Genomic DNA, 21,182 nt, shown 5'->3' with positions numbered 1-21,182 from the left:
AGCGCACACGACAGGCATGTACTCGGGCACGACGGGCACCCAGCGCAGGTCGTATGCCTCGAAGTCCCAGACGTGGCATCGACGCAAGCCCGCGTCGGAGCGGGATGCAGCCGCCACCCAAGCATGAGACAAATAGGACAGGCCCAAGGAGCGACGGGAACCCGGGCACACGCCGAGGAAGAGCCCAAGTCGATGAGCGGGAGTGCCGAGCGAGGGTGAAGCCGTCGCCCTCACTCTCAGACCGGGGCCACTCACACACCAGGGCGTTCCTGGCCGGTGCCCGGATCACCCCCCGCCCGCGCCCACGAAGGCGCGCCTCGAGCCGCGCGTCGAACGAGGCCGGTCAGCCGTCACGCTTCCAGAAGAGAAAAGAACCATGCACCAGAAGAACAGACCCTTCGAACTCGCCGATGTCCAGATGCGCGCACGCGAACTCGCCGACGGCGTACACGCGGTCATGGCGACAGACGTCGACGACACCGACCACGCGGCGACCAACGCAGGCTTCATCGTGGGTGATTCGGGAGTGCTGGTGGTCGAATCGCTGAGCAATGGCCGTTTGGCGTCGCAGGTCATCGGCGAGGTCCGCAAGGTGACCACTCTGCCCATTCGGTTCCTGGTCAACACCAGTTTCCACGGCGATCACTGCTTCGGAAATTTCGCCTTTCCGTCGCAGACGGTGATCATCCATCACGAGGCAACCAAGCGTGAGATCGACGAACGCTTCGAGCAGGACCGCGCCTTCATGATCGACTTGCTCGGCGCGGGCGCCGGCATCGAGGAGGCGGTAGCCCGCTCAGCAGACGTGACGGTTTCCGGGTCGTGCTCCCTGGACCTGGGGGGCAAGCATGTGGACATCGAACACATCGGCTACGCCCAGACCGATGGCGACCTGGTCGTCCGCGTGCGCGAAGACAACATCGTCTTCGTCGGGAACATGCTGCAGGCGCCGCCCCCGGCGTTCCCATGGCTGTTGGAAGGGCGGGCCGACGAGGCACTTGTCACCTACCGGCGCCTGTACGACATCCTCGACGATGACACGGTGATCGTGCCGGGCCACGGCCGGACCATGCGCCGTGCGGACATCCTGCACTCGATCACCTACCTCGAGAAGCTGACCGGCCTGGCACGGGACGCCCGGGGCAAGGGGCTCTCGGACGCTCAGGTCCGCGAAGCGCTCGCGATGAAGGAGTACAGCGACTACAGCATGTACGAATTCATTCATTTCCAGGTCAACATCCCCGCCGTGCTGACGGGCCGGGTTTGACGGCTTGGTGAGGGAGCGAACAGGGACACCGGCCGTGGGCTGAGCTGCCGCGTTGGCAGGTGGAATGAATGTTGGTCCGCTGCGGTCAGTTTCTCTGCGCGGTGATCAGGTTCGTTGAGTGTTGCTGTGTGCTGTGTGCTGTGTGCTGGTTGCGGTGTTGGTGGGGTGGCTGAGCCGGTACGGAGCGGTGCCGACACGCAGTCGCAGGAGGAGTTCGTCCGTTTCGGTGACCGGAGTACCGTCGGTCATTTGCCGCAGGGCAGTGTCGAAGGCGTGCTCGGGGAGGTCATCGTCGGGGACGCCGAAGACCATGAAGCGGCCGAAGCGGTCGATGCCGTGCCGCAGCGCCATGGTCCGGGCGCCAGCGCCGTAGACCAGGAGCCAGTCGGCCCCGCCGTTCGGGGTTTCCAAGTCGGCAGCGGACCGGCGAGGCGGGTCTGCCGCTGACCCACCTCGCCGTGGCGTTCGCGATCGCCCATCCCGGCGTGACCAGCGCGATCGTCGGGCCGCGCACGATGAGCCACCTGGACGACCTGCTCGCCGGTGGCGAGGTGGCCCTCACCGACGACCTCCTCGACCGGATCGACCGGAGCGCGGGACCGTTCCACCGGGCGCGGACGTCGGGACGCCCGACCAGGCGTACGTGCCTCCGGCGATCCAGCAGGCGAGCCTTCGCCGGCGCACCGCCGCCTCACGTGTGAGGGCTGTCGGTGATGCGGAACGGCTCCGACGGTCAGGGGCAGGAACTGGAACTCTGCCCGAGAATGTGCGCGTCGGCGTTGTCCGCCGACTTCACCCAGGCCGCCGACGTACCCCTGCGGTCGTAGGTCCTCGTGAAGTCAGGGGCCAGGTCGATGATGAACTTGACCTTGTAGCAGTAACCGGCGTCGATGCGCAGCGTGTCCCAGTCCTCGCTGTAGGGCGTGTGACCGCCTCCGGAGGACAGGTAGTACGTCTTCTGGGCGACGTTGTCGCTGGAACACGTGGGCTGTGTCGTCGTCAGGTCACCGGTCGAATTCCCGCCCAGGCACCAGTTCTTGAGGGCGGTGGCGCCCAGCGAGGAGTCATTGACCTGTGACGAGCAGCCGGCGATGGAACAGCTGGCTCCGGCGAAGGCGGCCGGGGCGGGTCCGCCGACGAAGACAGCGGCGAGGGCCGCGGTCACCGCGATGGCTCTGCTTCGCCGGGACACGACGAATCTGCGATCAGACATGCCGAGAGGCCCTTTCTGTTGCTGTCATGGACATGAGCAACATAGCGGCAGGCGACGGACTCCTGAAGCGGATCGACCGCATTCACGTCGGAGAATCGTGCCGCGGCACCGTACGGGGACGACGCGCTCGCGTCCGAGCGCCGTCCTGGGACGGCAGTCGCTCCGCCCGCGGTCACCGGCAACTCGAAGTCCGTTCCAAAGGTGTTCTGACGGAAGCAGGTGATCACGTGACTTCGGGTCTCGTGGCGGGCGCGCCCTGCGAAACCGGGAGTGCCCGTCCCAGGCGGGCGAGCGGGGACAAGGTCATCAGCACCGGGGAGAGCATCATGCCTGCGGCCGTCACCAGGAGGCTGGTGCGCACATCCCACTCCTGCGCGAGACGTCCGCCGAGCAGCGAGCCGAGTGGGGTGAGTCCCATGCCGACGAATGCGATCGTCGCGGCCGCGCGGCCTTGCATCCCGTCCGGGGTGACGGCCTGCCGCACCGCCATGACCGTGACGGACACCAATTGGTTGGAGGTGCCGAACACGAAGTTGACCGCGAGCAGTGCGGGAACCGTGAGCGCGGAGGAGCCGTGCACCGCGGGTACGCACAGAAGCACGCCGTCGCCGAGTGCCGCCGCTGACACGAGCACCACGCCATGGCCGAACCGGCCGGGGAGGCGGGCGGCCAGCACCGAACCCAGGAGCGCGCCCGGCCCCATCGCCGCAAGCGCCAGACCGACAGCGGTACCCGACAGGTGCAGTTCCCGCGGCAGGAAGAGCAGGTAGACGGTCATCATGGCCGCCAAGGAGAACTGGAAGGCGGCCGAGGCGAGGCACACGGTCCGCAGCGAGGTATCGTCGGCGACGAAACGGAGGCCCTCATGGATCCGTCGCCAGACGCGTGGGGGACGTTCCGTGCTCGTCGGGATCGATTCGATCCGTCGGATCCGTCGGATCGACAGGAACGACAGGGCGAAGAACAGCGCGCTGGAGGCGGCGGCGATCGGTGCCGACAGAAGTTACACCAGCGCACCTCCGAGGGCCGGACCGCCGATCTGCGCCGCGGACCGGCTCCCCTCGAGCGCGCTGTTGCCCCGCACCAACTGATCGCGTTCCACCAGCCGTACGAGGGACGCCTGGTAGGCCACGTCGAAGAACACGGACAGGGTCCCGACGGCAAAGGCGACCACGAACAGCGCGGGCAGGCCGAGCCAACCGAGGAGGCCGGCCACGGCGGCGGCGCCCAGTGTCAGGGTTCGGCCGGCGTCCGTCAGTACCATCACCGTGCGGGTCCGCCACCCGTCCACCCACGCGCCGACGAAGAGCGAGAGCAACAGGATCGGCGCCTGCCCCACCGCGCGGAGGACGCCCAGTTGTCCGGCACCGGCGTCGAGTGTCAGGACGGCGAAGAGCGGCAGGATCAACAGACTTGTGTGTTCGCCGAGTTGGGAGGCCGTCTGACCCACCCAGAGTCTGCGGAAGTCGTCGTCCCGCCACAGATTCGACGGAACAGGCAGGACGGAATCCGATGCAGCGGAGGAATCGGACGGCACGAGGTCACCTTGGATCACCGACGAGGAGCCCGGTCACGCGGCGCACCACAGGCGCCGACGATGGAGGCGGAAGAAGGCTCGCTGCGCCGCGACATCAAGGGCAGCACGCGATGGCAGGCCGATCAGGGCCGACGACGTCAACGCGCGCTCGAACGACCGACCATGTCTCAGCTCCTCGTAGGACTCTTACGGCACCCGAACACCAGCGCAACGCAATCCCTGCGTGAAAGGCGATCAACTCCCGCGGCGGACAAGCCGGGCCCCCGTTCCGGCCACCCGCCACACCTTCAACTCGGCGGGACTTCGCACGGCTGGGCTTCCAGGTCACGTTGATACCAGGTGCCTGGCTTACCGCCGAGGTCGGCCGGGTCGGCCGGGCCGACCGGGGCGAACCCGGCCTTGGTCAGCACGTTCCGGGACGCGGCATTGCCGTGGGTGGTGGCCGCCCGCAGTGTGCGCAGCCCATGCCGCGCCGCCGCCAGCCGGCACAGTTCCCGGACGGTCGCGGTCGCCACACCTCGGCCGGCGACGTGCTGCGCAACCCGGTAGCCGAGCGTCGCAGTGCCGTCTACGAAGTCGTACAGGTTGAACCGGCCCAGAACCGAGCCGTCTTCGGCGACGAGCACGTAGAAGGCACAGATGCCGGCCTCTTGCTCAGCCAGCAAGGCGCCGTGCCGGTCGGTGAAATGGTCGAAGTACTCGTCGCCGCGGTCGGAGATCGAGGCGGCGAAGTAGGCGCGGTTCACCAGCTCGAACGCCAAGACCGCCGGGGCATGACCGGCATGAAGCCGTTTCAACTCGGGCACCGCCCGACTCTATCCAGATGGTGCGCTGAGGCCATCTGAATTTCCGCCGCGGCGGACGGCCCCAGGGCCAGGGCGCATACTGATCTACGACTGGAGTCGGTGACCGCCGCGTCTGCGCGAGTCACGTCGTGCACCTGGGATCGCGGTGGCGGCCAAGAGGGTGTCGCCGCTCACGTGTCGACCTGCCGTTCGGCTACTCCGACGGCTCACTCCAGCCGGGTCAGATCCGGGCGGAGCCGTTGCCAGACGGGATGGCGCAGACGGCCCGCGGCGGTCCACTCCGCGGCGGTGACCTCCGCGACCAGTCTCGGCTCGACCCAGTGCGCGTCGGCCACGTCGGCCTGGTCGACGAACGGGGACGTCGAGCGCGTGATGACCGTGAGATACGCGCTGAGTTCGCCGATTTCGTGCTCCGACATTCCCGACCCCACCGATCCCGCGTACCGCAGCCCGGCAGGCCCGTCCAACCCCACCAGGACCGCCCCCGGCACACCTTCGGCCGCGCCGTTTCGCTGCGTCCAGCCGCCGATGATCACGTCCAGGGTCTCCATCCGGCGGGTCTTGCGCCAGAGAGCCGACCGGACCCCCGGCGTGTACGGGGAGGCGATCTTCTTGGCGACCACCCCCTCCAGACCTTCACGAACCACGGCGTCCCACACCTGCGATCCGTTCCCGTGCACGTACGGCGGTGCCGACCAGTGCGGGCCGTCCAGCCCCAGCAGGGACAGGGCCCCGCGGCGCTCGCCGTAGGAGGCGTCGAGCAGGGTGCGGCCGTCGAGGAACATGACATCGAAGATCATCAAATGGGCGGGGGAGTCCAGTGCCAGTCGCGCGGCGCGGCGGGCGTTGACCACGCCCATCCGGCGTTGGAGGAGCCCGAAGTCGGACCGTCCGGACCCGTCCAGGACCACGACCTCACCGTCCAGGACCACACCGCGCCCGTGCAGAACACCGCCCAGAGCCTGCAGCTCGGGATAGGTCACGGTGACGTCGTTGCCCGCCCGCGAGATCAGCCGCACCGATCCGTCGCCCGTCGTGGTCAGGACGCAGCGCGCACCGTCCCACTTGGCCTCGAACGCCCAGTCGGCGTCGGGCACGGGCAGCGGGCCCGGCACGGCCAGCATCGGTGCGATCGAAGGAGGCGACCAGGGGGCGCCGGAAGAATTCGGGGCCATAGTCAGAATGATCGAACGGTGAGCGGATCTCCGCAGACCGAGGCGCGGTGGATCCGCCGGGTGGCCACGGTCCTCGGTGGCCGCCCGCGTCCGCGAAGGGTGCTCGACTGTCTGCTGTCCTACCAGGTCACGGGCAGCTCGAGGGGGAAGCGCCGGATCGTCTCCGTGTCCCAGCGAAGCTCCTCGGGCGGTACCGCCAGCCGCAGCTCCGGGAAACGCTCCAGCAGCCGTCCGATGGCCACTTCCAGTTCCGCCATGGCCAGCGGAACGGCGACACACAGGTGTCCGCCCCAGCCGAAGGTCATGTGCGGCAAGGCAGGCCGGTCCGGGTCGATGGTGTCCGGGTCCGGATAGCGCTCCGGGTCACGGTTCGCGGTCAGGTAGGAGACATGGACGAAGTCACCCGCCTGGATCCGGACCCCTTCCATCTCCACGTCTTCCAGTGCCACCCGCGGAATGCCGACCCCCTTGCGGAAGGGGATGAAGCGGAGCAGCTCGTTCACGACGGCGGTCAGGTTCTCCGGACGGCTCCGGAGGTCCTTCAGCAGCTCGGGACGGGTCAGGAGGAGGTAGGCGATGTTGCTGATCTGCCCGGTGGCCGTGTCGTGCCCGCTGAGCATCAGCGTCAGGGCCATGACCGCCAGCTCGCGGTCGTCCAGTGCGTCCTCGCCGTCCTTGGCGGTGGCCAGCACGCTGATCAGGTCGTCGCCGGGGGAGCGCCGCCGTTCTTCGACCAGGGCCCCGAAATAGGCCCGCAGCTCGGACTTGGCGGTCGCGGCGCTCTGGCGGCTGTCGGGGCCGGTGGAGAGCAGCTGGTGCACGTACCGGTCCATCCGGGGCCAGTCGTCCTGGACGATCCCGAGAACGTCGCAGATGGTGTGCTGGGGGAGCCGGTTCGACAGATGGTGCGCGAGATCCGCGGGCGGCCCCTGCGCGGCCATCTCATCGAGCAAGGTGTCCGCGAGGCGAGTGATCCGCTCGCGCATCCGTTCGACATGCCCCTTGGTGAAGGCCTGCGACGCCAGGCGGCGCAGACGGCTGCTGTGCGGCGGATCCATCACGTTGATCGACTCCGGCGAGACGATCGGCTCCGGCGTCAGCCGCGGATAGTCGAACCCCATGATCCCGGCGCGGCTGAACCGCTGGTCGGTGGTCACCTGCCGCACCGCGTCGAACCCGGTGACCAGCCAGGCGTCGGCGTCGCCGTACGGCAGCCGGATCCGGGTGATGGAATCGCGGGCCATGAGGTCCGCGAGGGACGGGTCGAATTCCAAGCCCGTACTGAAATCAAACGGACACACGATTGCTTTGCTGTTCGGGGGCATGACGCGGGTCTCCAGTTCCAGCTGCTTTCGCTATTCCATCGCTCCCCCATGCATATGCCATTTCCTCGTTGCGTATCCGTCCAGACACCTCGGCATGCGCTATTTGGCCCCCGCCTCCACCCCGTGCCGGAGGGCGACGGGCGGTACTCGCGAGGTTCGGGTATTTCTGGCCCGATGGCCCGAGTGGGTGGATATGGTCGGCGATCGGTGCGGACCGGCTCCCAGCAGCGGGGCAAGTCGCGCTCATCGCGAGACGCCGAGCCCCGCCCGTTTCAGTTCCCGCACGAGCAGGAGCAGGTCTGCGGGGGCTGCGGCGAGGCGGACCGGGGTTCCGGAGTCGAGGAGCTCGGCGACGTACCAGTGGGCGGGCACGTTCCGTTCCGTGAAGCGTTCCGGCCGCCGCAACCCTCGTACGTCGAAACGTCCCGCGGCTATCTCCTTGCCGGCGAGGCGGCCGGGACCGCCGTGGGACAGCACCGCCATCGGCCCGGCGCCGACGGCGATGTGGCTGCCCTGCAGATCCGGGTCGCGTGGCGTGTCCTGTAGGAAACGTGCCGGCACGATGACGTCCTCGCCCTCCGGGAGCGCGCGCGGCTCGAGGGGCGGGGTCCGGCCGCTGGCCCGCCAGGCCCGGGACAGGAGGACGAGCACCACGAGCAGGCCGGCGGCCGCCACCGGCACCGCGACGGCACGGCCCGGTCGGGCGCCGGCCAGCGGTACCGCCCACAGGGCGGCGACGGCGAGCGGCGTCAGGAAATTCAACACGCTCGGCGACGTCGGTTCGTCCGCGGCGACGGGACGGCCGTCGCGGCGCCGGCGTACCAGCGTGAAGACGACGAGGGCGCCGGCCGCGAGAATGCAGAAGACGACACCGCCGGCGATGCCTCCGGGACGCGGCACGCCCTCGTTCGCGGTGTGCCGCCGGCTCGCGACCTTCATCAGTTCGCCGCGCCACCACGTCAGTGTGACGTGGTCACCCGCCTCGAAGGCGACGGCTGTGTCGTAGGTGACGTTCAGCCGGTCCACCGGTTTCCCGCCGGAAAAGTACAGCCAGTTGTCTCTGTGGGACCTGTTCAGCTTGGCCTTGGTGCGCTCGATCACCCCGGGCAGCGTCGTCACACAGTCGGCGCGCACATCGACCGGTGCCGCGGCCGGGCACGGCGTGGCCGCCCGCCACTCCCGGTCCCGCCGCTCCTCGGAGGAGACTCCGACCACGGCGAAACAGGCTGCCCCCACGACTGTCACCACGCACAGCAGCAGCGGCAGCAGCCGCGCCCCTACGAAGCGTCCCACCCGTCGGCGCGAGCCCGGCTCGCTCATTCCCGGCATGCGCCCGATGCTGCCACTTCCCGCATCCGCAGACAATGATCTAGAGCGAACCCCTCGCGGCAACTGCCGTGCGCACGTGTGCGTTTGGGTGCTGAGCAGGCAGCGGAACGACGCTGCGCGCCATTCTGCCGACCGCCCTCGCTGCGGCCCGCGTCACCCTCGCCATCGGACCGGGGTGGCATCGATGCCGTCCTGGTGCGGACACGTGTTGCCTCGAGGGTGTGATCCCGCAGAGGCAAGGACAAGGACCACCCCGGCCAACGCTTCCCCGGTCACCCTGGAAGGCGACACGCTCGCGGTGGCGGTCTGGTGAACGGTCAGTTGGCGGCCAGCAGTTCGAGTGTGTCGATCACGCGGTTCGAGAAGCCCCACTCGTTGTCGTACCAGGCGACCACCTTGATGTGGCGGCCGTCGACCCGTGTGAGGGCCGAGTCGAAGATCGACGAGGCGGGGTTCCCCGTGATGTCGGAGGAGACGAGCGGGTCGTCCGAGTACTCGAGGATGCCGGCGAGACGTCCGTCCGCGGCGTCGCGGTACGCGGCCAGCACCTCGTCACGCGTGACATCGCGGCTGACGGTCGTGTTGAGTTCCACGATCGAGCCCACGGGCACCGGAACGCGGATCGAGTCACCCGACAGCCGGCCTTCCAGGTTCGGCAGAACGTGGCCGATCGCCTTGGCGGCGCCCGTCGTTGTCGGGACGATGTTCACGGCGGCGGCACGGGCCCGTCGGGCGTCACGGTGCGGACCGTCCTGCAGGTTCTGCTCCTGCGTGTAGGCGTGCACGGTCGTCATGAATCCGTGCTCGATGCCGGCGAGCTCGTCGAGGACCGCTGCCAGCGGCGCCAGCGCGTTGGTCGTGCACGAGGCGTTGGAGACGATGGTGTGGGTGGCCGCGTCGTACGCGTCGGTGTTCACCCCGAACGCGAGCGTGACGTCCGCTCCTTCGGAGGGCGCGCTGACGAGCACCTTCTTCGCGCCCGCGTCCAGGTGCGCGCGGGCGGCCTTCGCCGACGTGAAACGCCCCGTCGCCTCGAGCACGATGTCCACGTCGAGCTTGGCCCACGGCAGCTGAGCGGGATCGCGCTCGGCAAGCACCGCGATACGACGGCCGTCCACGACGAGGGTGTCCCCGTCCGCGGTCACCGGACGCCCGAGCCGACCGGAGGTCGAGTCGAAGGCGAGCAGCCGCGCGAGACCGGCAGGCTCCGTGAGGTCGTTGACGGCGACGACCTCGAGGTCGCTGTCGCGCTCGAGCAGTGCGCGCAGCACATTGCGCCCGATACGGCCGAATCCGTTGATGGCGATGCGAGTCATGAGTGGGGTGTCCTTTCTGTTCCCCACCACGATCGCGCGTACGGCCTGCTCGTGGCATCGGCGAGAGCGCCACGGTCCGCAAGGATCACGCCATCCGGCGAGGAGCTACTCACCCCGGGCGAAGGTGCGTCGGTACTCGCTCGGAGTGGTGCCGAGGATGCGCTGAAAATGCATCCGGAGATTCGCCCCCGTGCCGAGGCCGACCTCGGTGGCGATCTGCTCGACGCTCCGCTCCGAGCGCTCCAGCAGCTCACGGGCCACGTCGATGCGCGCCCGCCTGACCCACTCCATCGGGGTGTATCCCGTGTCCTCGCTGAAGCGCCGCAGAAAGGTGCGCGGTGAGACCGCGGCATGTCGGGCGAGGACTTCGAGAGTGAGGGGCTCGCCGAGTCTGTGCAGAGCCCACTCGCGGGTCGCCGCGAACCGTTCGCCGAGCGGCTCGGGCACGCTGCGCGGCACATACTGGGCTTGACCGCCGCTGCGATAGGGGGCCGCGACCAGGCGCCGGGCCGCGTGGTTCGACGCGGCCACGCCGAGGTCGCCCCGCAGAATATGCAGGCAGAGGTCGATGCCCGAAGCGGCGCCCGCCGACGTCAGCACGTTTCCCTCGTCGACGAAAAGGACGTTCTCGTCGACCTGGACGAGGGGATGCTTCGCCGCGAGAGCCCGCGTGTAGTGCCAGTGGGTCGTCGCGCGCTTGCCGTCGAGCAGGCCCGTGGCCGCGAGCGCGAAGGCACCCGTGGAGATGGCGGCGAGCCGTGCTCCCCGGTCACTGGCGGCGATCAGCGCGTCGACGACGGCCCGGGGCGGATCGTCGTCGGCCGGGAACCGGTAACCGGGAATGAAGACGATGTCGGCCCACGCGAGCGCGTCGAGCCCGTCGGCGACGTGGTACGACAGGCCGTCGCCGCCGGTGACGAGCCCCGGTGCGGCGCCGCACACCCGTACCTCGTAGGGCATGCTCGCGCGCGTCGTGAACACCTGCGCGGGGATGCCGACGTCAAGCGGTTTCGCACCACTGAGCACGAGGACGGCGACGCGGCGCAGACGAGAGGTGGGCACGGGTGTCAGCGTACGCGGAGCACCCGAGGGGGACGGTGGCGATAGGCCCGGTGAGCTGGGCGTCAGTCCGAGCAGCGAGTGGGCGTGCGGCTAGGCGACGCGTCGGTCCCGACCGGCCGTACGCCCTGCCGTGAGGTGCGGCCGGACCGCGGTGACCACCATGGCGGCGAACACCACCACCCAGACCGCGCCGCCCACCCAGATCTCCCAGCGGCCCAGCGTGGTCAGCCACGACGTCCCGGTCGTGCGGCCCAGTTCGTGAGTGGTGACCCCGTACATACCGATCGGAAAGACCAGGTTCCACCAGCCGAGCTCGTAACGGAAAGGGACCTTGCGCAGGACGTGCCGCCATACCCCCAGAGCCAGCAGCAGCGGAATCAGCCAGCTGGAGAACGACCACAGGACGACGGCCGCTCCGGCGACGAGCGAGCGTGACAGCAGCATGCCTTCCGGCGGCAGTTCGAGCAGCCTGGTGCCGGCGAGCACGCTGATCGCCGCCGCGCCCATGCAGATCCACGACGATGTCATGAGGTTCCCCGGTGCCACCGGCCGCGCCAGCAGCCTGGCCAGGACGATCGTCGCGGTCAGCACGTACTGCATCACTCCGATGCCCCAGCAGACCAGGGCCAGTACCTGCAGCGGGTGGCTCGACGTCAACCGGGCCAGACCGGCGGCCGCGACCGCCACCGACTGGGATGCGACCGCCCAGAGGAACCAGGTGCCGTTGACCTGGTCGAATGACGCGTCCCGCCGGGTGCTGGCGATCAGGGCGAGCGGAATTCCGTAACCCAGCAGCAGCCACGCCACCGCTCCGAACGCCAGAAACGCCCCGGCCGCCGCGGTATCGCCGTCCGCCACCAGGCGGGCGGCGATCACATCGGAAGCGATGCTGACGGTGAGGAAGGCGAACGCGCGCGGCCCGACGAGATCCGCGACGAAGCGCTGCCGCCAGCGCAGCAACCGCCAGACATAGGCGGGCAACAGCATCGCGCATCCGGCCAGGCCCACCACCAGCAGCGCGAGGGAGGCGGTGTGGGCACCGTTGATGTACAGGGCGGTGGACACGATGCCCGTGCCCATGACGAACGCGAACGCTCCCGCGTTGAGGTTCGCGACCTTGGCGGAAACAGCCGCCCGGTATCCAGGCCAAGGCTGAGGTGCGGGTTGGTCGGGCTCGGAGCGGTCGGCGCCGGTGAGCCACTCCGCGAGTACGGCGGCATGACTGTGGTCCGCATCCGGAGCGGCGGTCAACAGGACGAGCCCGCCGTCGTCGGTGAGGTGACGCAGGTGGCTCAGTGCAGCTCGGTGTTCAGGATCCTCGAGCTCGGCGAGATAGCGGCGCCGGAACTCCGCGAAACCCAGGGGCTCATGGCTGTACCAGTGCTGCAGTCCGGTGGATGGCGCGACGTCGTCCAGCCACTCGTCGAGATGGGCGTCGTCCCTGCCGATGTCCGGCGGCCAGACACGATCGACCAGCACCCGCTTGCCGTCCTCGAAGGACGTCCGCTCGTACACTCTGCGACAGGTCACCTGCTTGCCCATGACGTACCTTTCGCGGGTGGGTAACCCGGGCCGTCGAGGCGATCGGCGCCACCCGCCCGCGCGGCGGGGCGCTCGCCCTGGGTTCGGCCCGCTCTCAGGAACGCTGACGCCGGTGTGTCACAGCTCCGAGCGTCAGGCGGGTGTGCGTCCCCGCACACCCGCCCTTCCGATATGTCCATTCTATAAGGCTTTGATCGAATGGCTCCGGCAGAGGGCGGGCGGGCCGCGCCGGGCGCGCGGGGCACGCGGCGTACACCCCCGGCACCAGGCCCCCGAGCCGCCGGAGAGAGTGCGGGACGACTACCCAGTGTTCCCGCTCGGTCGCGGTGCGGCCACCATGACTACGTACGCCCCGGCCGCGAGGAGACGACCGGGACCGCGGTGACAAGGGCCTCTGCGACGGACCGCGCGGTCAGCCCCGCTTCGGCGAGGACTTCGGCGCGGGTCCCCTGCTCGGGAAACCCGTCGGACACTCCGAAGGCGCGAACGGGTACCAGGAGGTCGGCTTCGTGCAGGGCCTGGGCCACCGTGGCCCCGACGCCACCCGTACGAAGTCCGTCCTCGACCGTGGCGACCAGCACGTGATCGGCGGCCAGCTCGAGCAGTTCGCCCGGAAGCGGCTTGACCCACCGCGGATCCACCACGGTGACCTCCACACCCCGCGCGGCGCAGAGCTCCGCCGCTTCCAGGGCGACCTTCGCCATGGTGCCGACCGCGATCAGCAGGACGCTCGCGCCGTGGGCCTCGCGCAGCACGTCCACCCCGCCGACCCTGCGGACCGCGGGGAGCGTCGGTGGCACCGCGCCTCTGGGATACCGAAGGACCGTCGGCGCATCGCTGATCGAGACGGCCTCTCCCAACTCCTCGTGGAGCGTGGGGACATCGCGGGGAGCAGCGATGCGCAGGCCCGGAACGGCCTGGAGCATCGCCAGGTCCCACAGCCCGTTGTGGCTCGGTCCGTCGTCGCCGGTGACACCGGACCGGTCGAGGACGAGGGTCGCACCGAGCCGGTGCAGTGCCAGGTCCATCAGCACCTGGTCGAGCGCGCGGTTGAGGAACGTGCCGTAGACGGCGACCACCGGATGCAACCCCGCCATGGCAAGCCCGGCGGCCGAGGCGACCGCGTGCTGCTCGGCGATCCCGACGTCGAAGAACCGTTCCGGATACCGGGCGGCGAAATCCCTGAGACCCACCGAGCCGGGCATGGCCGCGGTGATCGCCACGATCTCCCGGTGTTGTGCCGCCAGCGACACGAGTTCCCGGCCGAACGCCGCCGACCAGCTCGTACCACCGGCGCGGAGCGGGCGGCCGGTCCGCGGGTCGATGGCACCCACGCCGTGCAGATGATCCTCGTCGTCCTGCTCGGCGGGTGCGTAGCCCAGACCCTTGCGCGTGATGCAGTGGACGATGACGGATTCGCCGTGATCCTTGGCGCGTTCGAGGGCCGCCTCCAAGGCCGGGACGTCATGCCCGTCGATGGGGCCCAAGTACTTCAGCCCCAGATCCGAGAAGAGCGGCTGCGGTGCGAGGGCGTCCTTGAGACCTTCCTTGGCCGCGTGCAGGGTCCGGTAGACGGCCCGCCCCGGCGTTCGCGCGCCGCCCAAGGTCTGTTTGCCCCAGCCGAGCAGTCGCTCGTAACCGGCGTTCGTGCGCAGGGCGGCCAAGTGCTGTGCGAGTCCGCCCACGGTCGGTGCGTACGAGCGTCCGTTGTCGTTGACGACGATCACCACGGGCCGCCCGGGCGCCGCCGCGATGTTGTTGAGCGCCTCCCAGGCCAGCCCCCCGGTGAGCGCGCCGTCACCGACGACGGCGACGATGTGCCGGTCCGTTTCCCCCGCGAGCTCTCTGGCCTTGGCCATGCCGTCGGCGTACGACAGTGCCACCGAGGCGTGGGAGTGCTCGATGTGATCGTGCGCGGACTCCTCCCGGCTGGGGTAGCCGGACATTCCGCCGCGTCGGCGCAAACCCGGAAACCGGTCGGCCCGACCGGTGACGATCTTGTGGACGTACGCCTGATGCCCGACGTCCCACAGCAGTGTGTCGCGCGGTGAGTCGAAGACCCGGTGCAGTGCCAGAGTCAGCTCCACCGCACCCAGGTTGGGACCCAGATGGCCACCCGTCACCGCCACATTGCGGATCAGAAACTCGCGGATCTCCCCGGCGAGCCGGATCAGCTGCGCGTGGCTCAAAGTCCGCAGATCCGCGGGCTGGTTGATGCGTGCCAGCAGCGTCATGCCACTGCTCCTCCTTGTTGCGGACCACAGGAGCTTGCGTTCGTTGTAGTGGCCAACCCCTTCGACCACGTCGCGCTCGGTGATGACGGTAGGACGTCCGGTGAACCGGGACAGGTGGCCGCGCCTGCCACAACTACCTCACATCAGGACGTCGGACCGGGCGGCCGGTGCCCGCGTGGAGTGCTCCCGGCGCACAGCCGAGGCGCGGACGACTGCCGCCGTGTCCTGATCCGAGGGCTTCAGGTCCCACGGGCACGACATGGCCGCCGTGCGAAACCCGGTTGTCAATCTTCGGTCGCGGACTCGTGACCGAAGAGCCGACCCTCGGGAACGAACATGTCCGACAGCACTTCGCCCCACACCGCCCAGCGGCAGGCTCCCGGGATCCTCTGGACCTTGGGTCGCCTGCACGGTGAGTTGCGGGCACGGCACGGTCTGTCACTCCACGACTACCTCATCCTCGGCGCCCTCGCCGAAGCGGCGAACGGATCCGCGCCGGTCGCCGGACTGACGGCGTTCCTCGGGGAATCGGGGGGCCGGATGTCCTACGTCCTCAGAGACATGCAGGCGTCCGGTCTGATCGAGCGCGATCGAGACGAGCGCGACCGAAGGGCTGTGAAGGTCACGCTGACCGATGCCGGACGTGGCCTGTCCGCCGATGCCGAGAGGACCGCGCAGGCCATCGTGCGGCGACACCTCGTGCCCGGCTCGGTCGCCGCCCTTGACGGACCCCCCGCTCCGACGTCCCCCACCCCCTGACCGGCAGGCGCGCAGGACCTGCGCCGGCCGGGACGCGTACCAGGTGCCCGCACGGCGCCCATCGGCGACGCCACCCGCGAGCAGCCGGAACGGCAGGCAGGCCTGCACACGACCGCGCCGCACCGGGGCGAAGGCCGCGGGGGACGTAGCCCCGGCCCTCGCAGGCGCTGCCGCCGGCCGTCACCGCCGACCGGATCGTCCCGGCCGCCGTGCGCCCGGACGCCCTCGACGTGGTGATCCGCCGTCGTTCCGCAGGCCCACGATGACACCGGTGTTCCGGTTGCACCGGATGGCGGGTTAAGGTCACGTTCTGCGAAGATCTTGTACGGAGGTACCCGGGATGGAGAACAGCGCGCCCGCACGCCGAGGCCGTCCGCCGGGCACCCGGAACACCGGGAGTGAGCTGACGAGCCGCCAGTCGGCCATCGTCGGCTACATCACGGAGACGGTCGGGCGCCAGGGCTACCCGCCGTCGATGCGGGAGATCGGCCAGGCGGTCAACCTCTCCAGCACCTCTTCGGTCGCCCACCAGCTGATGGCTCTGGAACGCAAGGGCGTCCTCTACCGGGACCCGCACCGTCCCCGCGCCTACCGCGTGCGGCCCTCGTGGGCGCCCGACCTGGGCAGTGTGAGCCAGGCGCCGGTCGAGGTGCCCCTCGTCGGGCGGATCGCCGCCGGAGCACCTCTGCTCGCGGAGGAAATGGTCGAGGACGTCTACTCAATGCCTCGGCAGATCGTCGGCGACGGTGACCTGTTCGCCCTGACGGTCTCCGGTGACTCCATGATCGACGCGGCGATCTGCGACGGCGACATCGTGACCGTCAGACGCCAGGACAGCGCCGACCACGGAGACATCGTCGCCGCGCTCCTGGGGGACGAGGCCACCATCAAGGTGCTGCTCCGCCAGGACGGCCGGGTGTGGCTCATGCCCCGAAACCCGTCCTACGAGCCGATCCCCGGCGATGACGCCCAGATCCTCGGCAAGGTCGTCGGCGTCCTGCGCCTGCTCTGAGAAGTCGGAACGACGACCCGTAGGCGGACACGTCCAGGTACCCACGGGACAGGGCAGCGGCCTGCGAGATTGTGATCTCCGTGCCCTGACGAGGGGCACGCGGTGGCGGCCGCCGTGCCGAGTTCGGGTCGCCGGGCGGTCGGCGACCGCCGAACGGCAGTGTGTGCGGCAACGCCGCCGCTCGCCGGGCGCCTCCGCCGGGCGGTACGCGGCTACCGGCCGGCGCTTCGGGCCCGCCGGACGCGGCCGTGTGCCGTCGAGGAGTCACGGAAGGCGGTCGGCGTCTCGCCCGCCAGCTTGCGGAAGAACTTGGTGAAGACCGTGGCCTCCGGGAAGCCGACCCGTTCGGCGATCACCCCTGCCGACAGGTCGGTGTGCACGAGCAGGCGTTTGGCCTCCAGCAGGACCCGGTTGTCGATGAAGCGCTTGGCCCCGCATCCGGCGGCGTCACGGGTCGCCCGGGTCAGCGTGCGCACGCTGTAGCCCAGCTCCCTGGCGTAGTCGTCCACCCGGTGGCTACGGGCGTATCCGCGCTCCACGGCCTGCTGGAAGCGGCGGAACGTCTCGGTGCCCGTTCCGTCGTCCGACTCGTCGCCCGCGGCGGCCTGCTGGTGGGAGAGGTGCAGGACGAGGGCCGCCAGCAGGTGACGGAGCACCTCGACGTGCGCCTCCAACGGCAGGCCGCCGAGCCCGTGGTACTCGCTGTCCAGTAGGCCCAGGGTGTTCCTCAGCGCGTCTCCCGCGGTGCCCGAGGGGGTCAGCGGACGGTAGGGGAAGTACTGGTCCGCACGGGCTACCTCGGCGGTGGTGGTGTCCAGGAAGCCGGGCTGGAAGAGGACGACGGTTCCTTCGGCCGAGGTCAGATCGGAGCGGAACTGGTGGATCTGACCGGGGCGCGCCCACAACCAGTCGCCCTCGGTCAGCTCGTGATCGGTGAAGTCCAGCGAGCAGCACAACGTGCCGGTCCGCACGGTGATCAACTCGTGGAACGCGACCCGGACCGGTGAGTAGGGGTCGACTCCGTGACCACGGGCTCGGGCGACCAGGTCGGCGAAGGCGAGGACCTCGACCCCCGGCGGAGCCCCCGCGGATGACCGGTAGGGGACTTCAGTGACGTCAGCGTGTCCGTTTTTGTCCATGGGTTGTCTTCATCCTACGGCTTTGACCAGGCAGGTCGAACCTAGTGTGAAGCGCGGGAGTGGAGTGGTGACCGAGGTGGTCCGTCTTCTCCGTACCGCCCTCTCCGTACCCACCCACATCTACCGAGGAGCTGAGCCGTGTGCGACTGATCGTGGGAATGACGGGGGCGACCGGCTCGGTGCTCGGTGTCCGCCTGCTGGAGAATCTCAGCCGGCTGCCCGAGGTGGAGACCCATCTGGTGCTCAGCCGCTGGGCGCGCGCCACCATCGAATTGGAGACCGGACTGTCCGCCCGCGCCATCGGTGCCCTCGCCGACGAGGTGCACGCGCCCGAGGACCAGGGCGCCAAGATCTCCTCCGGATCGTTCAGGACCGACGGCATGGTGATCGTCCCGTGCTCGATGAAGACGCTCGCCGGGATCCGCGCCGGCTACGCCGACGGTCTGATCGGCCGGGCGGCGGACGTGGTCCTGAAGGAGCGCCGCAAGCTGGTGCTCGTTCCGCGCGAGACACCGCTGAGCGATGTCCATCTGGAGAACATGCTGGCGCTGTCGCGCATGGGCGTACGGATGGTGCCTCCCATGCCCGCCTTCTACAACCACCCCGCTTCCGTCGACGACATCGTCGACCACATCACGGCCCGGGTCCTCGACCAGTTCGACCTCCCCGCGCCCGCCGCCAAACGCTGGGACGGCATGCGAGCCGCCCATGCCCAGGAGATCAAGCCGGCGCTCTGACTCCCCACCACGACTTCATCAAGGGGTTCACATGGCCTATGACGATCTACGCAGTTTCCTCGAAGTCCTCGACCGGGAAGGGCAGTTGCTTCGGATCACCGAGGAGGTGCAGCCGGAGCCGGACATCGCCGCGGCGGCCAACGCGGCACCGCGCCTCGGGGATGCCGCGCCGGCCCTCTACTTCGACAACATCAGCGGTTTCACGGATGCCCGTATAGCCATGAACGTGCACGGCTCCTGGGCCAATCACGCGCTGGCCCTGGAGCTGCCGAAGGAGACCGGGACCAAGGACCAGGTGGAGGAGTTCATCCGCCGCTGGGCCCAGTTCCCGGTCCGGCCGGAGTGGCGGGAGCACCCCCTGTGGGCCGAGAACACCCAGGACGGGGACGACGTCGACATCTTCGAGGTGCTTCCGCTGATCCGCCTCAACGACGGCGACGGCGGCTTCTACATCGACAAGGCCGCGGTCGTGTCCCAGGACCCGGAGGCCCCGGAGAACAGCGGAAAGCAGAACGTCGGCATCTACCGCATCGAGGTGAAGGGCAGACGCAGGCTCGCCCTCCAGCCGGTACCGGTGCACGACATCGCCCAGCACCTGCGGAAGGCCGAGGAGTCCGGCGAGGACCTCCCCATCGCCATCGCCGTGGGCAATGACCCGGTGATCTCGATCGTCGCCTCCACCCCGATGAGGTACGACGAGAACGAGTACGAACTGGCCGGCGCCCTGCGTGGCGCCCCGGCTCCGATCGCACGGGCGCCCCTGACCGGGCTGCCGGTGCCGTGGGGCAGCGAGGTCGTGATCGAGGGCGTGATCGAAGGCCGCAAGCGGGAGGTGGAAGGACCCTTCGGCGAGTTCACCGGCCATTATTCGGGCGGTCGCAGCATGCCGGTGATCAGGATCGACAAGATCTCCTACCGCAGCAACCCGGTGTTCGAGCATCTCTACTTGGGCATGCCGTGGACCGAGATCGACTACCTGATGGCCGCCAACACGTGCGCCCCGCTGTACGAACAGCTCACGAGGGACTTCCCCGAGGTCCAGGCCGTCAACGCCACGTACACACACGGCCTGGTCGTCATCGTCTCGACCAGGAAGAGGTACGGGGGCTTCGCCAAGGCGGTCGGGATGCGTGTCCTGACCACCCCGCACGGCATGGGATACGCAGCCACGGTGATCGTGGTGGACGAGGACGTCGACCCTTTCAACCTTCCACAGGTGATGTGGGCGCTGTCGACCAAGATGAACCCCGCCGGCGACCTGATCACGATTCCGAACCTGTCCGTGATGGAGCTGGGGCCACAGGCGGACACACCCGGCATCGTCGACAAGCTCATCATCGACGCCACCACTCCCGTCAGGCCCGATCACCGCGGCAACTACGGCAACCCGGTCCGAGACCTGCCCGAAATGGGCGAATGGCTCAGCAGGCTCCGGCAACTCGCCGCGGAACGCTGACGAGTGCCGACAAGCGCTGAACTCCCGTCCCCCACAAGCGAAAAGGAACCACTGGCATGGAAGGCACCGGCGTCTGCCCGCGTTGCGCCCACGAGACCATCGAACAGCTCTTCACCTCTCCCGTCCCCGGGGTCTGGCTCGTGCTGCAGTGCCGGCGGTGCCTCTACTGCTGGCGTACCAGCGAACCCGCCCGCCGCACCGAGCGTGACCTCTATCCCGACGGATTCAGGATGACCGTCGACGACATCGCCAACGCCGTCGAGGTACCCCCCGTCCCCCCGCTCCTTCGGCGCGGCTGAGGCGGGCTCACGGGTGGCTGTCGGTCGGGCTTTCGGCCGCGCCGGTGCCGCTGTTCGCACCGGGCGGGACCGGATGGCGCAGGAGGATCCCGGCCTTCTCTTCCAGCAGCGCCACCCCGAGCAGTTCGCCGTCCACGGGCCCGTAGCGCTCGAGTGCCTGCCCGTGGAGACGTCGGACGGTGTCCGTGATGCTGTGGGGCGTGCCGAGTCGTTCCGCCAGTGCGGTCACCGCCGTCAGTTGGTCGTGGATGCGGTCGAGGCCGAAGTCGGTGAGGTAGTCGCCGGCCAGGAGGGCGGGCAGGTCGTGGCGGATGAACGCGGTCGAGGCGGGACCGGCGGCCAGGGTCCCGGTGAGTACGCCCAGGTCGATGCCGGCACGTCGGCCCAGGAGAAGAGCCTCCGCGGTGGCAGCGGCCTGGCCGAACCAGAGGAGGTTGACCAGCAGTTTGGCGACGTAGCCGGTGCCGGGTCCACCGACGTGCGTGATGCGGTCGGACACCGCGGACAGCAGCGGGCGGTGGCGCTCCAGGAGGGCGTCCTCCCCGCCGACGTAGAGCCGCAACCGCCCCGCGGCGGCATCCGCGGGCGAACCTCCGATGGGCGCCTCCAGCACACCGACTCCGTGTGCGGCGGCCCGCTTCCAGCAGGGTTCGGCGTCGGTCGGCGTGTTACTGCTCATGTCGATCCAGGTGGCCCCGGGCGCCAGCGCCCCGAGAACGGCGTCGTCGACCGCCGTCGCCACCTCGGCGGGCCCGGGAAGGACGGTGAGGAGCACGTCCGCCCCCGCGGCGGCGGCCGCCGCCGAATCCGGGGTCCGAGCCCCGTGTGACAGGGCCGCTTCCCTGCGCTCGGTCAGGACGTCGTAAGCGCTCACCCGGTATCCCGCGCGGACGAGACCGGCACACAGCGGTTGGCCCATGCGGCCCACACCGATCAGGCAGATCGTCGACATCGGTGGATGATATCCGGGCGCG

At 69.5% G+C, this 21,182-nt stretch carries 18 protein-coding genes and 2 pseudogenes; 7 read left to right on the top strand and 13 right to left on the bottom strand.

The features are described from left to right. Window positions 1-376: 376 nt before the first annotated feature. Window positions 377-1,267 carry an MBL fold metallo-hydrolase gene (locus tag ACFVTC_RS33500; protein WP_390132226.1) on the top strand — a complete coding sequence of 297 codons (891 nt, stop codon included), beginning with the start codon at window positions 377-379 and terminating at the stop codon, window positions 1,265-1,267. A 105-nt stretch (window positions 1,268-1,372) separates the two neighbouring features. Here ACFVTC_RS33500 and ACFVTC_RS33495 read toward each other — a convergent pair whose 3' ends face one another. Next, complete coding sequence (locus tag ACFVTC_RS33495) at window positions 1,373-1,678, bottom strand: hypothetical protein (protein WP_390132225.1); 306 nt, start codon at window positions 1,676-1,678, stop codon at window positions 1,373-1,375. 17 nt (window positions 1,679-1,695) lie between these two features. On the opposite strand from ACFVTC_RS33495, the pseudogene ACFVTC_RS33490 reads away from it, so the two are divergent. Further along, window positions 1,696-1,973: pseudogene (locus ACFVTC_RS33490) on the top strand (aldo/keto reductase); the annotation flags it as partial. A gap of 27 nt (window positions 1,974-2,000) precedes the next feature. Here the strand turns inward: ACFVTC_RS33490 and ACFVTC_RS33485 are convergent. The 10 genes and pseudogenes from ACFVTC_RS33485 to dxs form a co-directional block, all read right to left on the bottom strand. Beyond that, window positions 2,001-2,480, bottom strand: coding sequence for a hypothetical protein (locus ACFVTC_RS33485; RefSeq protein WP_390132224.1), 480 nt, complete (start codon window positions 2,478-2,480; stop codon window positions 2,001-2,003). Between the two features lie 223 nt (window positions 2,481-2,703). Then, window positions 2,704-4,017, bottom strand: a pseudogene (locus tag ACFVTC_RS33480) (MFS transporter). Between the two features lie 287 nt (window positions 4,018-4,304). Continuing rightward, window positions 4,305-4,823, bottom strand: a complete 519-nt coding sequence (locus ACFVTC_RS33475) for a GNAT family N-acetyltransferase (protein ID WP_390132223.1) — start codon at window positions 4,821-4,823, stop codon at window positions 4,305-4,307. A gap of 206 nt (window positions 4,824-5,029) precedes the next feature. Continuing rightward, on the bottom strand, window positions 5,030-5,998 hold the full coding sequence (ligD, locus tag ACFVTC_RS33470; protein WP_390132222.1) for a non-homologous end-joining DNA ligase: 969 nt from the start codon (window positions 5,996-5,998) through the stop codon (window positions 5,030-5,032). A 119-nt stretch (window positions 5,999-6,117) separates the two neighbouring features. Further along, complete coding sequence (locus tag ACFVTC_RS33465) at window positions 6,118-7,323, bottom strand: cytochrome P450 (protein WP_390132221.1); 1,206 nt, start codon at window positions 7,321-7,323, stop codon at window positions 6,118-6,120. A 243-nt stretch (window positions 7,324-7,566) separates the two neighbouring features. Continuing rightward, on the bottom strand, window positions 7,567-8,652 hold the full coding sequence (locus ACFVTC_RS33460; RefSeq protein ID WP_390132220.1) for a hypothetical protein: 1,086 nt from the start codon (window positions 8,650-8,652) through the stop codon (window positions 7,567-7,569). A gap of 317 nt (window positions 8,653-8,969) precedes the next feature. Beyond that, window positions 8,970-9,968, bottom strand: coding sequence for a type I glyceraldehyde-3-phosphate dehydrogenase (gene gap, locus ACFVTC_RS33455; protein ID WP_390132219.1), 999 nt, complete (start codon window positions 9,966-9,968; stop codon window positions 8,970-8,972). 105 nt (window positions 9,969-10,073) lie between these two features. After that, window positions 10,074-11,030 carry a GlxA family transcriptional regulator gene (locus tag ACFVTC_RS33450; protein ID WP_390132218.1) on the bottom strand — a complete coding sequence of 319 codons (957 nt, stop codon included), beginning with the start codon at window positions 11,028-11,030 and terminating at the stop codon, window positions 10,074-10,076. A 90-nt stretch (window positions 11,031-11,120) separates the two neighbouring features. Then, window positions 11,121-12,572 carry a DUF488 family protein gene (locus ACFVTC_RS33445; protein ID WP_390132216.1) on the bottom strand — a complete coding sequence of 484 codons (1,452 nt, stop codon included), beginning with the start codon at window positions 12,570-12,572 and terminating at the stop codon, window positions 11,121-11,123. A 341-nt stretch (window positions 12,573-12,913) separates the two neighbouring features. Then, the gene (dxs, locus tag ACFVTC_RS33440; protein WP_390132215.1) at window positions 12,914-14,806 is read right to left on the bottom strand and encodes a 1-deoxy-D-xylulose-5-phosphate synthase; all 1,893 of its coding nucleotides are present in this window, start codon (window positions 14,804-14,806) and stop codon (window positions 12,914-12,916) included. A gap of 336 nt (window positions 14,807-15,142) precedes the next feature. Between dxs and ACFVTC_RS33435 the strand changes: the two genes are divergently transcribed. Next, a complete protein-coding gene (locus tag ACFVTC_RS33435; protein ID WP_390132214.1) occupies window positions 15,143-15,565 on the top strand; it encodes a MarR family winged helix-turn-helix transcriptional regulator in 423 nt (140 codons plus the stop codon). 340 nt (window positions 15,566-15,905) lie between these two features. Further along, window positions 15,906-16,577: a transcriptional repressor LexA gene (gene lexA, locus ACFVTC_RS33430; RefSeq protein ID WP_390132212.1), complete on the top strand. Its 672-nt coding sequence runs from the start codon at window positions 15,906-15,908 to the stop codon at window positions 16,575-16,577. Between the two features lie 212 nt (window positions 16,578-16,789). Here the strand turns inward: lexA and ACFVTC_RS33425 are convergent, their stop codons facing one another. Continuing rightward, complete coding sequence (locus ACFVTC_RS33425) at window positions 16,790-17,716, bottom strand: helix-turn-helix domain-containing protein (RefSeq protein ID WP_390132211.1); 927 nt, start codon at window positions 17,714-17,716, stop codon at window positions 16,790-16,792. 140 nt (window positions 17,717-17,856) lie between these two features. Here ACFVTC_RS33425 and ACFVTC_RS33420 point away from each other — a divergent pair, with 140 nt between their 5' ends. Genes ACFVTC_RS33420 through ACFVTC_RS33410 form a run of 3 tightly spaced genes read left to right on the top strand, consistent with a single transcriptional unit; the run spans window position 17,857 to window position 20,208 of the window. Continuing rightward, window positions 17,857-18,453 carry a non-oxidative hydroxyarylic acid decarboxylases subunit B gene (locus ACFVTC_RS33420; RefSeq protein WP_390132209.1) on the top strand — a complete coding sequence of 199 codons (597 nt, stop codon included), beginning with the start codon at window positions 17,857-17,859 and terminating at the stop codon, window positions 18,451-18,453. A 31-nt stretch (window positions 18,454-18,484) separates the two neighbouring features. Further along, complete coding sequence (locus ACFVTC_RS33415; protein WP_390132208.1) at window positions 18,485-19,909, top strand: non-oxidative hydroxyarylic acid decarboxylases subunit C; 1,425 nt, start codon at window positions 18,485-18,487, stop codon at window positions 19,907-19,909. 56 nt (window positions 19,910-19,965) lie between these two features. Next, entirely contained in the window at window positions 19,966-20,208 is a 243-nt protein-coding gene (locus ACFVTC_RS33410) for a non-oxidative hydroxyarylic acid decarboxylases subunit D (RefSeq protein WP_390132207.1), read from the top strand. Window positions 20,209-20,215: 7 nt separating this feature from the next. Here ACFVTC_RS33410 and ACFVTC_RS33405 read toward each other — a convergent pair whose 3' ends face one another. Beyond that, entirely contained in the window at window positions 20,216-21,160 is a 945-nt protein-coding gene (locus ACFVTC_RS33405) for an NAD(P)-dependent oxidoreductase (protein WP_390132206.1), read from the bottom strand. Between the last annotated feature and the right edge of the window lie 22 nt (window positions 21,161-21,182).

The sequence above is a fragment of the Streptomyces sp. NPDC057950 genome (assembly GCF_042887295.1).
GTDB lineage: Bacteria > Actinomycetota > Actinomycetes > Streptomycetales > Streptomycetaceae > Streptomyces > Streptomyces kaempferi.
Note: the sequence above shows the minus strand (reverse complement) of the source record. Positions and strands in the feature narration are given on the sequence as shown.